The sequence below is a fragment of the Psychrobacter sp. CoH-33_TS_01 genome (genome assembly GCF_058189395.1).
This window is the reverse complement of record NZ_JBVGQI010000005.1, coordinates 1-14,230: the sequence shown is the minus strand read 5'-3', so window position 1 is coordinate 14,230 and position 14,230 is coordinate 1. Positions and strand designations below refer to the sequence as shown.

Sequence of the window (14,230 nt, the reverse complement as noted above, 5' to 3'; positions counted from 1 at the left end):
ATCAGCTCTTTGCTTTAGGTACAGAAAGGTTTTATAGATGTGTATAAAGAGTCAATGAGTTAGATCTAGCCGCTACCTAATCAATGACTCTCGTTATAGAAATGCTGGATATTTATTAAAATAAGAAGAGCAGTTACTGACTGACCTGCGCTACAGGAATCCGTAAGGCTTTTGGTAAGCTAAAGGTCACATTTTCTTCAATTCCCGCCAGCTCATTAGGCAACTCACCACCCCACGCCTGAATCTGACTAAGAACGTTTTGAATCAGCACTTCAGGCGCAGAGGCACCCGCTGTTACTCCGACACTTTTGACGCCATCAAACCAACTGCTATCCATTTCAGAAGCATTGTCAATCAGATAGGCACGGCAGCCCATGCGCTCGGCCAATTCGCGCAGCCGGTTAGAGTTTGAGGAGTTAGGTGAGCCTACGACTAAGACGACTTCACAACGGCTAGCCAAGTCTTTGACCGCATCTTGGCGGTTTTGTGTAGCGTAGCAAATGTCATCTTTGCGTGGTCCCTCAATGGCGGGGAACTTATTTCTCAGCGCATCAATCACCATCGCCGTATCATCCATCGACAGGGTGGTTTGAGTCACAAAAGCCAGCTTGTTAGGGTCGCGCACTTCTAATTTAGCCACATCCGCTTCATCTTCGACCAGATGGATATGACCGCCGTATTGACGGTTAAAGCGGCCCATAGTCCCTTCTACTTCAGGGTGTCCAGCATGACCAATGAGGACCGCATCCATGCCATCACGCGCAAATTTCGACACTTCGATATGGACTTTGGTAACCAAGGGACAAGTGGCATCAAAAACGGTTAAATCACGCCGCTCGGCCTCTTCTTCCACAGCTTTAGAGACCCCGTGTGCCGAGAAAATAACGATAGCGCCATCCGGCACTTCGTGCAACTCTTCAACGAATACAGCTCCACGTTCCGCTAAGTCAGAGACCACAAATTTATTATGGACGACTTCATGACGCACATAGATAGGCGGCTCAAAGCGGGCTAATGCCTCATTAACAATAGCAATTGCGCGGTCAACACCGGCACAAAAACCGCGAGGATTGGCAAGATAAATTTGCATAATAGACCTTAGCGATAGACAATTCTGCTAGCGATGATAAGTCCAAACCTGATGATCAGCTCGGTAATAAATGCGCTAGTAATTTTATACGATAATTAGCCGTTACTTTAGCATAATTGCGCCCCTTTGCGCTGCTCTGTAGTGCGTCTTTCATCACGAATTCACAATAACGCTATCGTTATTAGACAGTAGATAACCCAATTAGGCATAGCCATTATTGAGTGATCGCTAGCGAAAGCTCCTCTAATTTATACCAACAGCTTTAATTTATGCTAACAGCTTTTTTACGCTGACCGTTTTCAGCGCCTGTTAAACTTGGGGCTTATCTGACCCCTCTCTCGTCTACCTAGGCAGATATGCCGACAGCTGAGCAATTGAGGTAAAGAAGCCCTGAAAAATCCAACCAATATCACTGTCAATTTCAGGATATTTAAGCGTATTTGCGGGTATAATATAGGCCCGCTATACGACTCAGTACTAATATTGCGAATAATTGCATCGATATTAATGCTGTAGATTGTGCCGGCTAGCGCCTATTGCCGCTACGTCCGCTAAATGCTCCTACCAAAACTGAGACTTTATATGACAGGCTCCCTCTTTATTATTACGGCCGCTTCAGGTACCGGTAAAACCTCTCTTGTTAAACAACTGCTAGCCACGACTAATGATTTGGCCGTTAGTATTTCGCATACGACCCGCGCGCCTAGACCGGGTGAGACCGATGGCATGCATTATCATTTTACGAATACTAAAGACTTTATTGCTGGGATTAATGCCGGTAATTTTTTGGAGCACGCTGAAGTATTTGGCAACTATTACGGAACTTCTCAAGCCAGCGTCAACGCGCAGCTAAAAGCAGGTTTTGACGTTATTTTAGAAATTGATTGGCAAGGGGCATTGCAGGTAAAAAAACTGTTCGCTGATGTCACTATGATTTTTATTCTACCCCCTAGCTTACCGACGCTCCGTCAGCGCTTGTCCAGTCGCGGCCAAGACAGTGAGGAGGTTATTAATACTCGCCTAGCAGGAGCCGTGGATGAAATGCGCCAATACGTCCACTTTGATTATGTGGTTATTAATGATCATTTTGAGGCCGCGCTTTATGAGCTTAAATCTATCATCGTAGCCAAACGTCAGACTACTAAGCGTCAGAAGCAGCGTTATGAAAGCACGATTGCCGCACTCATGAACGCTGACAGCGATGCCCTGTAGCTGACAGTAATCGTAAAGTACTGCTAACTGGCTGCCAGCTATTTTTATATAAGCTGCTGTTGCTAAAATAATAAGTAGCTTGGCTTTATAAGATAACTAATAGCTTGGCTGTATAGCATCACTAGATACTAGAATGGGTGGCATTAGCCAACGATTTTACTGCGATAATCGCCAAATTTTGCTATACTATGCGGTTATCTACTATCTATTTCCATTTATTTGACAAATTTAGCAGCGCTCGCAGCCCCGTAAAGTTCTATCTGGCCGTCATCCGCCCATTATGGCGGTGGCTACTAGCTATTAGGCAGGTAAAAAAGCCTTGCTGTATTTGCGAAATTTGTATGACACCGAGGTAACTATGGCACGCGTAACTATTGAAGATTGCTTGGACAACGTTGATAACCGTTTTGAATTAATCTTGGTCGCCAGCAAACGTGCGCGCCAATTGGCTAAAGGTATCTCAGAGCCTATGGTTGATGTCGACAATGACAAACCAACCGTATTGGCTCTACGTGAAATCGCTGCTGGCAAAATCACTCGCGATATCCTAACTCAGCCTGAACATAGCTTTGCGACCAGCTCGCTTGACTTAGCTTTATCAGGCAATCACGGTTTCTAAGGAATATTCTAGAAAGTTATTCTAGATAATTTTGCAGACCGTCTCTAAATGATACTGAGTACGCAGCGTTCTTATATAGGTCGCTAGCCCTTTAAAGTGAGTGGCGCTATTTCAGTCATTATTTAGAGAACAAGCCACAGCCCACCCGCTGTGGTTTTTTTATTGCCTCTGCAGTAAAGTGCTCGTTATCCGTGCCCAGCTGCGCTATTGCCGTATGCTACGAGCATTAGCTGTTGACATTTAAGCGGAATTACGATTAATTAGAGTGTCGGGATCTAGATTCAGTCGCGGCTATCTTGCCCCTTATTGGTGACTTGTAAACGCGACTTTTTTATCGATAGGACTTATTATTACTAGGTGCTTATTCCTCATACATAGCTAGACAATGCTACTTTGAGATAGCCCCTTAATTGGCCCTTTTAATAATCCCGCTTATATCAACCATAGATAGGCTACGACTGGCTTCTTATTAGCGCTGTAGCAACTTACTACTAGGCTACGCTCGCTAAACGATTCCTAAGTAGCACCCTAGTGTCTACTTATAGAACCACTTTTTATATAACCACTTGCGTGTCTATGCAACGACGAATTAGGAAATACCCGCCATGAGCCAGACGTTACCTAAACTTAGTCATCATTTGGTGGATGATGCTCAGTACAATCTAATGCGTTCCGTCGGCTACTTATCCGTAGATGCCCGTCAAGATATTTTGCATGCCTGTAACTTTGGCGATCAGGCCCATATTTTAGACAAACGTAAATCTGGTGAACCCTATATTACCCACCCCATTGCTGTGGCAGAGATTTTGGCGGGCTTCCGCTTAGACCGCGACACGATTATCGCCGCCATCTTGCACGATACAGTCGAAGATACCGAGGTCAATTATGAGCAACTGGTCACCCATTATGGCGAAACAGTGGCTAGACTGGTGGATGGTGTCACCAAGCTAAAATCCTCTCGCCATGACAAATTGCAGAATAAAGCGGCGACCTTTCATAAAATTCTTACGGCGACCCTAGACGACCCACGGGTATTGATTATTAAGTTGGCCGATCGCCTGCATAATATGTCGACCTTAGATGCGGTAAGTCCAGACAAACAGCGCTCAACTGCTCGCGAAACCCTAGACTTTTATGTGCCTTTTGCTCGGCTTATGGGGCTGAACGATATCGCTGACTATATCGAAGTGCTGTGCTATCGCAACCTTGACCCGGTTATGTATACCAAGTTATCCGATCGCTTATTACAACACGGTCTCGGGCGTAACTTTAAAAAAGAAGCTATCCATCAGTATTTAACCTTTGTTATCGAAAACATGAGCCTAACGGGTCATGTCAAAATGCTCGACAGCCAGGTGACTATGTATCGCCGATTTTTTCGCAATCGCGGGGAAATCAGTGATTTATTACGCTACTACGCGTTTGAAATCGTGCTCGATAGCGTGGAATCTTGCGATAAGCTAGCTTATTACCTCATTACTAAATATCAGATTGATAACGATAATATTGAAGATAATATCCGTCGTCCCCTACCCGGTGGCAACCAGTCGCTCACGCTGACTTACGAGCGCGATAATGACACTATTAAAGTCATTATTATGACCAAGCAAATGCAGAAGTCCGCTAGACTCGGCGCTATCGGCGTGGACTCCGCTTCCGAAGTCAGTAAATCGGTCATTCAAGCCTCTTTACGCAACCTCAAAGACATCGTCTGTGAAGATATTAATGGCTCTGAGTGTGAGGTCGATAGCGACTTCCAGTCTGCTGTCTCTACCATCGATGCGTTGATGAACTACTTGCACTCTAGCAAGATTCTTTGTTATAGCCCGCAAGGCCGTGCCTATGAGCTGCCGCGTGGTGCCACAGCCCTAGACTTTGCTTATGCCGTCGGGCCTTTTGTCGGTAATATCGCGGTGGGGGCCAATATTGATGACCAAAAAGCCAAACTCGGTACAGTATTGCAAGATGGACAGAAAGTCGAGATTGAAGTCGATAGCAACTCTGCGCCTAAGGCAGAGTGGCTGGGTTATGTGGTTACCAATAAAGCGCGTGAGCAAGTGTTGCGCTGGTTTAAAGACTTGTCTGACACTGAAAAACAGCATCACGGTGAGCAGGCGTTAGATCGGGCATTGCATACTTATCAAAAGAGCCTTGCTAACCTCACAGAAAACGATTGGGACAATCTCTTTGCTTGGCGTGGTATCAGTAGCAAGGCCGAATTGTTTGAACAGATTAGTCGAGGTACTTTGCTACCGCAGCTGGTGGTGTCGCGCTTATATAGAGATGAAGTGGCCGATAAGCAAGCGGAAGATGATGCTCATGGCAACCGACAAGCGCAACACGCTATTGCTACCGCAGCAGGCGTTGAGTTGGCTTTTGCCAATTGCTGTCATCCGATTTATGGTGACCCAATTTTAGGCCATCAATCAAGACATGGTTTGGTCGTGCATCGCCATAAATGCTTCTCGCTCGACGATATCCGTAAAGACAACCCTTACCAAATTATTCAGTTAAGCTGGCGCAAACAAGAAGACTTAGACAGTGTCTCGGGCGACCGCAATGAAAAAACCTATTACCTAGCCTATCTGAAGCTATCCATTGTGTTAAACGATGAGCAAATCAGTGAGGTCATTTATCAGTTGCGTGAGCTAAATATCGGGGTAGAGAAAATTGATGTGCGCTCGACCGATACGGATATCCATCTACTGGTATTGAGCCGCAACCATTTAGTGCAAGCAATTCACGCACTACGCCGCTTACTTGACTTCCCTAATATTCGCCGCCTATATCAGCTTTAACATCTAAAAATCAGATAGTTAAATATTAAAGCATCTAGAATCTAAGACTGGAAAAGTGAAAATTATAGCTTGCGGATAGGGGTTTTACAGCGTGAAGAATACTGTGAGAACCTCCTATTTTGCAGACTATTTGCTATGATGACCCCTTCAACTTGACCCTATTCTCAAACGTCTATATCTGTGCACCCCTATGATTGCGCCCCGATTCTGCTACACTATACACACTAGGTTTAGCTAGCCGAATCATTGTCGGCAGCTTGCCTAAAATACGTGTAATTTTAAAAACATACTGACCCGGTTACCGGGTACATTCAAAATAACATAAGGACATTTTATGCCACGCGAAATTATTCATACTGATAAAGCCCCTGCTGCAGTAGGTACCTATTCACAAGCCGTAAAAATCACTACCGATGCGGGTAGCACGGTTTATATTTCTGGCCAATTGGGCATCGACCCCACCACTATGGAATTGCATGAAGGCTTTGAAGCACAAGCCGCGCAAGTCATGGACAATATCGAAGCCATCTGTGAAGCCGCTGGTGGTTCTTTGAAAGATACGGTTAAATTTAACGTGTCATTAACGGATTTGAATGACTTTGCTGCGCTTAACGAACTGTTTGCCGCTCGCCTATCTGAGCCGTATCCTGCGCGTGCTGCCTTGCAAGTAGCTGCATTGCCAAAAGGTGGCGTAGTAGAAATTGAGACGATTCTATATATCGAAGACTAATTTCTATCCTCTATATTAAGATAAGCAATAACGTTTAGCTTTACTCTCAATGCTTTCCTATGGCGCATATCATGGTTATTTATAGCCTATGGCAAGTAACAACAGAAAGTATTGAGCCGTTTTACCCCCCTCCTTATTTGCCTATGGATTATCCGTCGCTATGCTGGTTAGTGTCGCTCTACCTGTTCCGCTTTATCGGGTATTCGACTACCTCGCACCCGCTTCTCAAAACGCGCCCACTCAACCGCAAATTATAGACTATAGCGACAGTCCCCCCTCTTTTTCTGCATCGGCTGTGACTAGCGACGACCTATTTGCTGCTACCCCGCCTACGCACTCGCCACTTGATGAGACCCCTGCTCTACCTGCTATCGGAGCACGCGTGGAAGTCTCTTTTGGCCGGCAAACGCTCATTGGTATTGTGGTCGCCCACGTGCCTGCGGCCGACAGCACGATTCCTACTAATAAACTTAAACCTATCAAACGAGTACTAGACGACGAGCCGCTGTTAGCTAGCGATATGCTAAGTCTGGGACAATGGCTAGCGCGCTATTATCATTACCCCTTCGGTGATGTGCTCTCCGTGATGCTGCCAACGCTCATCCGCCAAGGCAAACCGTTAGACCTATTAATTACCCATTGGCGTATCTTACCCAACGTTGTGGATGGCGACTTCTCCCCGCAAGCTAAAAAACAAAAACAACAGTTTGAAATGCTGAAACTACATGGGCGGCATGGAGCAAGCGAAGATATCTTATTATTAGAAGGTATGGAGCGGCCATTTTTAGCCAAACTCGAAGAAAAAGGCCTTATTGAGCATTATTTGGAACCGAAAGGCGCACCAAAATTGCCTTCTTTAGCCAAGATGCCTCTGGATTTAAATGACGAGCAAGCTACTGCTGTCAACGCTATCGTGCAAGCTTTCGAGCACCAGCAGTATCAAGGGTTTTTGCTCAACGGCGTCACGGGTAGTGGCAAGACCGAAGTTTATTTGCAAGCCATGCAACCAATTTTAGCGGCCGGTAAGCAAGTCTTAGTACTGGTCCCAGAGATTGGCTTGACGCCACAAACTCGAGCTCGCTTTGCGCAGCGCTTTGCCGCCCATATTCTGCTATTACATTCGGGGCTAAATAACACCCAACGGATGCAAGGTTGGCAGGACTGTCGTCAAGGTCATGCCCAAATTATCATTGGTACGCGCTCATCCGTCCTGTATCCCTTTGCCAATCTCGGTCTAATCGTCGTCGATGAAGCCCATGACCAGTCTTATAAACAGCAAGACACCCTGCGCTATCATGCCGCGGACGTTGCACTCTATCGCGGCTTTCAAGCCAAAGTGCCGGTAGTACTGGGTACCGCCACGCCTGCCTTAGAACAGTTTAAACTGGTAGCCGATGGCAAACTAACCGAATTAAGCTTACATAAACGGGCCGGCAATGCCAAAGCCGCTACCCTGCAGCTGGTCGATGCGCGAGACAAACCAACGACTTATAGCGACCAACCAGTCGATACCCCCAAGCAAAAGTCGCTATTGCCCAATATCAATAGTGCCCAAAGTACGGGGCTAACTGATGCCACCATCGATGCTATCCGGCAAACGCTAACAGCTGGTGAGCAAGTACTCATCTTTTTAAATCGCCGTGGTTATGCGCCTATTTTGCTGTGTGCCGCTTGCGGCTGGCAAGCAGATTGTACCCGCTGCGAGGCGCATATGACCCTGCACCATAGTCAGCTCAATAGCCAGCAACCGAGCTATCTCAAATGCCATCATTGTGATTGGCAAGCTTATATCCCCACCGCTTGCCCCGATTGCGGCAGCGTAAATTTAGACGCGGTGGGCATGGGCACTACCCGTTTGACCGAAAGCCTGCATGCGCTATTTAGCAACCCGCAGACCAGTAAAGTGACCTACCCTATTATCCAAATCGACCGCGATACCACCCGGCGCAAAGACAGTTGGGAAAATATCTATCAGCGTATCAATACGGGCGAGCCAGCCATTTTAGTTGGCACGCAAATGGTCGCTAAAGGCCATCACTTTCCCCGCGTCACCTTAGTCTGCATGCCCAATGCCGATCGTGGTTTTTTATCGCCCGACTTTCGCTCTCCTGAGCATACCGCCCAGCTGATTATCCAAGTCGCCGGTCGAGCTGGCCGTGGTGACAAGCCCGGTAAAGTGTTGATCCAGACCGTGCAACCGGACAATCCACTGCTGTTGAAATTGGTACGCGACGGCTATCAAGAGTTTGCGTTACAGCTCCTGCAAGAGCGTAAAATGATGGGGTTACCGCCGGAGACCCACGGCGTATTAATTCGCTGTGAGGGCAAAACCTTAGAGCGCACTACCCAAGCCCTGAAAGACGCGCGCGCTATTCTACCTATCCCTAATGAGCTAGCCATTCTCGGGCCTATCGATGCCCCAATGAAAAAGAAGAATAGTCGCTATCATTCTCAGCTCTTATTACTCGCCAAATCGCGCCCACATTTGCATCAAGTGCTCAACCACTGGTGGCCGCAAGTCCTTGATTTACCTTCTGCAAAATATCTTAAACTGACTTTAGACGTGGATCCTGTAGGATGGTAATGGCTTATCACCCTTAACCTTACGCTTGCCCTGAAACCTGTGCCGAACGCTCACTGTCCACTAGCCTAAAAGAGGCCTTATGTCCGCGCCAAAATTTGACCCCACTGTCCCGCACGATCCTCCGCATTTTCACGATGAGCCCAAAGCCCGTGACCTTAGTAAGCAGCGGCGTACTTTACTGATTAGCTTTATTATTATCACAGGCTTTATGCTAGTAGAGGCCATTGGCGGTTGGCTGACCAACAGTCTAGCGCTATTGTCAGATGCCGGTCATATGCTTAGCGACGCCGCTGCTTTGGGAGCGACTTTGCTGGCTTTTAAAATTGGTGAAAAATCGGCCAATGAGCAGAAGACTTTCGGCTATAAACGCTTTGAGATTTTAGTCGCCGGCGCCAACGGAGCGACCCTAATAATTATCTCAATCATGATTTTTATTGAGGCAATTGGCCGAATCAACTCGCCGCCCGATGTTGCTACCAAAGGTATGCTCATCATTGCAACTATCGGCATGTTGGTCAACGTGGTAGTGGCATGGATGTTACATCGTGGTGGTGCAGCGGACAGCCATGCTGACCATGACCATGACCACGATCACAATCATGCCGAAGAAGGACATGGTGCACACGACCACGATCATGACCATGGGAAAAATAGTGCAAAAGTGGCTAGCAAGGTTCCAGAAGCTAAAAACCTGAATATGCACAGTGCTTATCTGCATGTGTTAGGGGATTTATTAGGCTCAGTCGCCGCTATTATTGCCGCCTTAGCCATGATGTGGTTCGGTTGGGCTTGGGCGGACCCCGTAGCGTCTGTCATCGTCGCCGCCTTAATTTTATTTAGCGGCTATCGCGTGGTCAAACAATCGGTGCATATCCTAATGGAAGGCACCCCCAGCGACATATCCTTAGATAATGTCGTAGCGATTATGGAAGCTCATGAAGCGGTAATTAAAGTCCATGATTTGCACGTTTGGACCATTACCAGTGGCTTACATGCTTTATCGTGTCATGTTATCGTGGATGGTGATATGCGTATTAGTGCAGCTAGTAAGCTGATTCATGAGCTCGAGCATAGCTTAGAAGACTTAGGGATTAGCCATGCTACAATTCAGGTAGAGAGTAGCGGCTTTTCTGAAGCCCATGGTGATGCTTTAGTCTGTGATATCTCCAGCCGTGGTCAAGACAATTCAGGGCATTTGGGTCATAATCATTAAAGAGTTGATTCTATTTAGCAACTAGAAAAATTTTATAAAATACTTAATTTAAGCCGTTATTTTTGCCTATTAACTCTTTAGCAAAGGTAATGGCTTATATGTTGTAGAAATTATTACTATTAATAGTAAAACACTCACGACAACTGCTGTCGCATGACGTCTTATTTACCTGTCTTTCGCTAATCATTTGTACTATATTAATCAGGTAAGGAAAAAAGCTAATTCGTTACTTAGCCCAAGCTCTAATCCAATCAAAGGGTTTTATTTTGCTGGTTATTTATACTGACCGCTACTAAAGTTACCCCTCGAATCGCAATGATTCACTTCTAACTTTAGCTTGGTATGAGCGACCTTATTCAATACCTCACTGCGCACTGCCCTCTTCTTGTAAAAACTAGAACGTTAAACCTCCAAAACCCTTTAAATCGTACGTTTGTTACCAACACCTAAATTTAAAAGTGATGGCTGATAATAGTGTCTACTTTAAATTGGGCTGCTAAAACGTCTCAGGACAGTTGTGTCTAGCAAACCAGCTATACGAAAACAGTCAGGCCTAACCACTTAGAAAACTCTTAACGATTAAAAAATAAAAACTATTGCCTTTTCAAAACGCAGCACAGCTCCCCCATTACAATGATAACTAGGACAATACTATGAGCAATACCCAAAAAAGACTCGATAATTTAGCTTGGACAGGCGTATCAGGACTGGCACTTTTACCCAAGAATGATAAGGTCCCGCCGGCGAAAGTGCCGTTATTTTATTTAGAAACGATTAGAGTAGATGACTACGAAAGTGACGTGTACTTTGTGAACAATTCTGAGGAGACGCTGAGCTTTGTAGCGCCATTCTGGCTATATCAATCGATTTATGAATCTAGTGCCGGACTGGGTGACGATCGCTTTTTGGACAATAGCCCTGAAGCAAAAATTAGACGTGCGAAACTCTATACTCGTGATATTAATAAATTTTATACCCAAGTATTACCCAAACAAGGCGTGCGGATTGGCAAGACCCATATTATCTATGACAGCGATGGCCTGTCACAATGGATTATCCAATTGCCATACTATAGTGGCGATACTGGAGAAATAGCCAAGCAAAAAGGCATTTGGAAGTTTAATGCGGTAGAAAAAGGCGGGTTTGGGCAGTCTTATGTCCTACTCTGGGATGATTATACCGTGCCAAGTCATATGGTTAGTGCGAGCTGTATTACAGAGGAGGCGGACCAACCGCTAGACCCTTTCTGTTATAGACAGCGCTGTGATGTATTGGATGGTCTAGTCGGTCACTATGGGACTATAAATGCGCTATATATCTTAGCTATCAATGATGTGCTGTTTCGCTATCGGGTAGGTTGGAGCGCGCCCTATCAGGAAAGTGATATTCAAGCCCAAGATATTGCCTATAAATTGCGCGATCACGACCCGCAAGATGCACAAGCGGTACAAAAGATCGTTCGAGATGTTTATACCTATTGGTTTAGTGAGAGCATGGCTCGCCATATCCCATTGCCCGCTTGTGAAGAGCTGGTAACGATATACCAAGACTGGTTAACCCATAGCGCACTAAACCCGTTAGTTTAATGCCCGTTAGTTTAATGATAACTAAGATAAAGGATAAAAATATGACCTTACCTAATAAAAATAACGAAACGTTTTTACTGTTTTTTCATGGCTTAGATTCCAGTGATCAGACCAGTAAATATACCTGTATTAAGCGCGAGCCGAAATACTGTCAAACGGTAGATTACCGTAACGATTTTCAAGACATATTTACGGTCTATGAGTCCTTGATTAGCGAAAAAATGCAAGAGTATCCTAGAGTGGTACTGGCGGGACATTCGCTTGGTGGCTGGTTTGCCAATCATTTTGCTCACAAGTTTGGTCTGCGCGCACTATTGATTGCGCCGTGCCTAAATCCTAGCGAGGTATTAGCAGACCGTATTCCTAATGTGGCGAGTATGGATTTAAACTTTCCCACTACCAACCCAGCAATAACCAAGGTCATGATTGAAGTTGGTGATGAGTGCTTAGCGGTAGCGGTTGCTCAAAAGACACTCGTGAATTTACCGGAGAGTTGGCAGGTAGACTATTTTGAGGGCGGACACCATCGTATCGCTCGCGAGTCTGAGATTCAGGAGAGGCTGAATGACTTATGTGGGGATTCGCTTATTTGGGTAGATAATAGCTAGGGTTACTGGTAGGGCTTAGTTACTATAACCTTCGTATAATTAATAGCTTACATTAGTTTATTTTATGAGATATCCTTTAATATATTAATTTAATTAAGGCTAATCAATTGCAAACTCATACTTTAGTAGGTTTATTCCAAAATAAATTGTTCCGTATCCCTGATTATCAAAGAGGCTATGCTTGGGGTGAGCATCAAATAAAAGACTTCTGGGAAGATATTCTTCAACTTCACGATGAGAGGATGCACTATACGGGAGTATTGACTCTAGAGCCTTTAAATAAAGAGCGTTATGCTAAATGGGAGGAAGATATATGGTTAATTGAGAACAAAGGCTTTAAACCATATTATGTTGTAGACGGTCAACAGAGATTAACTACAGCTCTCGTACTGATTCAGGCTATTTTAGAAAGCGTTCCACAGAATATGAGTCTTAACTTCACCACAATCAGTGATATAGAAAGAAAATTCATCATTGAACAACATAACTCCGAAAATGAATCCTATCAAAGCTATATATTTGGGTATGAAAAAGATAATCCAAGCGATGAATATTTGAGGACTAAAATTTTTAACAAGCGTTCCACCTCAAATAATCATGAGCTAACTCTTTACACTAAAAATCTTTATAAGGCTAAAAGTTTTTTCTTAAAAGAGTTGCAGAAAATAGAACCTAACAATATAGAAAAAATTTACTACAAGCTAACTCAAAAAATGAAATATAGCATCTATGAAATAGAAGCTGATATAGATATTAACGTTGCTTTTGAGACTATGAACAACAGAGGGAAGGCTTTAACCACTCTAGAAAAGTTAAAAAATCGTCTTATATATTTAACCACTCTATTTAGTGATCAAAAAGATAACGGAAAACTAAGGGAAGACATCAATAATGTTTGGAAGACGATATACCAGTACTTAGGAAGGAATAAAGATCAACCTTTAGATGAGGATCAATTTTTACGTAATCATTGGATTATGTATTATAACTATTCTAGAAATAAGGGTAATGTATATATAGATTTTTTACTAGATGAAGCTTTCACGTCAAAACGTATATTACAAGATAAAGAAAGCGCTTTAACCCGAGAAGAGATTACAGAATATATTCATAGCCTCCAAAAATCTATTAAATATTGGTTTTATATACATAACCCTAATCAGCCTTACAAAACTGTTAGCATGACTGGCTCTCAAGTTGAAATGTTAGAAAAGCTTAACAGCTTAAGCTTTAAAGCGTTTAAACCTTTAATTCTTTCTGCATACACCTCTGATCAAAATCCAGAGAAAATCACTGAACTACTTAAGGAGATAGAGAGATATAATTTCTGCACATTCTCCTTAAGTAAGCGCCGTTCAAACACTGGAGACACTGAGTTTTACAGAAATGCAAGCGAATTACTAAATGGCAGCAGAAATATAAACTCAACAATTGAAAATATAAGAAATTGGTGTGACGATTATTTTAGCAAAGATAACTTTTTGGCTTATATTCAGGATAAGTATGAACTTCATAGCAAAGAAGGGTTCTATCGTTGGGATGATATAAGATATTTTCTATATGAATATGAACAGAATCTTAAGAAAAAAAGCATGTCTAACGATAAAAAACTGAATTGGGACGAATTAAATAAATATAAGAAAGACTATGTAAGTATAGAGCATATTTACCCACAGAATGATAGCGATAAATATTGGCAAAATCGTTTTATTGTATAGTCAGTTCAAAATAAAATTGTTATGTTTAGGACAAACATCATAAAACAATTTGGATAAGTCGTTTTCCATCCA

At 43.9% G+C, this 14,230-nt stretch carries 10 protein-coding genes; 9 read left to right on the top strand and 1 reads right to left on the bottom strand.

Annotation, left to right across the window (positions count from 1 at the left end; all coding sequences use genetic code 11):
* Window positions 1-133: 133 nt before the first annotated feature.
* The gene (gene ispH, locus ACZ2XM_RS09480) at window positions 134-1,090 is read right to left on the bottom strand and encodes a 4-hydroxy-3-methylbut-2-enyl diphosphate reductase (RefSeq protein WP_490588560.1); all 957 of its coding nucleotides are present in this window, start codon (window positions 1,088-1,090) and stop codon (window positions 134-136) included.
* Window positions 1,091-1,672: 582 nt separating this feature from the next.
* Here ispH and gmk point away from each other — a divergent pair.
* The 9 genes from gmk to ACZ2XM_RS09435 all read left to right on the top strand — a co-directional run bounded on the left by gmk (window position 1,673) and on the right by ACZ2XM_RS09435 (window position 14,158).
* Window positions 1,673-2,302, top strand: coding sequence for a guanylate kinase (gene gmk, locus ACZ2XM_RS09475; RefSeq protein WP_490588559.1), 630 nt, complete (start codon window positions 1,673-1,675; stop codon window positions 2,300-2,302).
* Between the two features lie 358 nt (window positions 2,303-2,660).
* Window positions 2,661-2,921: a DNA-directed RNA polymerase subunit omega gene (gene rpoZ / locus ACZ2XM_RS09470; protein WP_201498823.1), complete on the top strand. Its 261-nt coding sequence runs from the start codon at window positions 2,661-2,663 to the stop codon at window positions 2,919-2,921.
* Window positions 2,922-3,526: 605 nt separating this feature from the next.
* The gene (locus tag ACZ2XM_RS09465) at window positions 3,527-5,719 is read left to right on the top strand and encodes a RelA/SpoT family protein (RefSeq protein ID WP_490588558.1); all 2,193 of its coding nucleotides are present in this window, start codon (window positions 3,527-3,529) and stop codon (window positions 5,717-5,719) included.
* A gap of 334 nt (window positions 5,720-6,053) precedes the next feature.
* Window positions 6,054-6,449: a Rid family detoxifying hydrolase gene (locus ACZ2XM_RS09460; protein ID WP_490588557.1), complete on the top strand. Its 396-nt coding sequence runs from the start codon at window positions 6,054-6,056 to the stop codon at window positions 6,447-6,449.
* Between the two features lie 160 nt (window positions 6,450-6,609).
* Window positions 6,610-9,033 carry a primosomal protein N' gene (locus ACZ2XM_RS09455; RefSeq protein ID WP_490588556.1) on the top strand — a complete coding sequence of 808 codons (2,424 nt, stop codon included), beginning with the start codon at window positions 6,610-6,612 and terminating at the stop codon, window positions 9,031-9,033.
* Window positions 9,034-9,112: 79 nt separating this feature from the next.
* Entirely contained in the window at window positions 9,113-10,246 is a 1,134-nt protein-coding gene (locus ACZ2XM_RS09450; RefSeq protein ID WP_490588555.1) for a cation diffusion facilitator family transporter, read from the top strand.
* A 653-nt stretch (window positions 10,247-10,899) separates the two neighbouring features.
* Window positions 10,900-11,832 (top strand): hypothetical protein, encoded by a 933-nt coding sequence (locus ACZ2XM_RS09445; protein ID WP_490588554.1) that lies wholly within the window; start codon window positions 10,900-10,902, stop codon window positions 11,830-11,832.
* A 41-nt stretch (window positions 11,833-11,873) separates the two neighbouring features.
* Window positions 11,874-12,440 (top strand): YqiA/YcfP family alpha/beta fold hydrolase, encoded by a 567-nt coding sequence (locus tag ACZ2XM_RS09440; RefSeq protein ID WP_490588553.1) that lies wholly within the window; start codon window positions 11,874-11,876, stop codon window positions 12,438-12,440.
* A 107-nt stretch (window positions 12,441-12,547) separates the two neighbouring features.
* On the top strand, window positions 12,548-14,158 hold the full coding sequence (locus ACZ2XM_RS09435; RefSeq protein WP_490588552.1) for a DUF262 domain-containing protein: 1,611 nt from the start codon (window positions 12,548-12,550) through the stop codon (window positions 14,156-14,158).
* Window positions 14,159-14,230: the final 72 nt, after the last annotated feature.

What these genes read in the sequence shown, in the direction of transcription:
- ACZ2XM_RS09440 (WP_490588553.1), top strand. Translation starts at nt 11,874, where the DNA reads ATGACCTTACCTAATAAAAATAACGAAACGTTTTTACTGTTTTTTCAT.
- ACZ2XM_RS09460 (WP_490588557.1), top strand. Translation starts at nt 6,054, where the DNA reads ATGCCACGCGAAATTATTCATACTGATAAAGCCCCTGCTGCAGTAGGT.
- ACZ2XM_RS09465 (WP_490588558.1), top strand. Translation starts at nt 3,527, where the DNA reads ATGAGCCAGACGTTACCTAAACTTAGTCATCATTTGGTGGATGATGCT.
- ACZ2XM_RS09450 (WP_490588555.1), top strand. Translation starts at nt 9,113, where the DNA reads ATGTCCGCGCCAAAATTTGACCCCACTGTCCCGCACGATCCTCCGCAT.
- rpoZ (WP_201498823.1), top strand. Translation starts at nt 2,661, where the DNA reads ATGGCACGCGTAACTATTGAAGATTGCTTGGACAACGTTGATAACCGT.
- ACZ2XM_RS09445 (WP_490588554.1), top strand. Translation starts at nt 10,900, where the DNA reads ATGAGCAATACCCAAAAAAGACTCGATAATTTAGCTTGGACAGGCGTA.
- ACZ2XM_RS09455 (WP_490588556.1), top strand. Translation starts at nt 6,610, where the DNA reads ATGCTGGTTAGTGTCGCTCTACCTGTTCCGCTTTATCGGGTATTCGAC.
- gmk (WP_490588559.1), top strand. Translation starts at nt 1,673, where the DNA reads ATGACAGGCTCCCTCTTTATTATTACGGCCGCTTCAGGTACCGGTAAA.
- ispH (WP_490588560.1), bottom strand. Translation starts at nt 1,090, where the DNA reads ATGCAAATTTATCTTGCCAATCCTCGCGGTTTTTGTGCCGGTGTTGAC.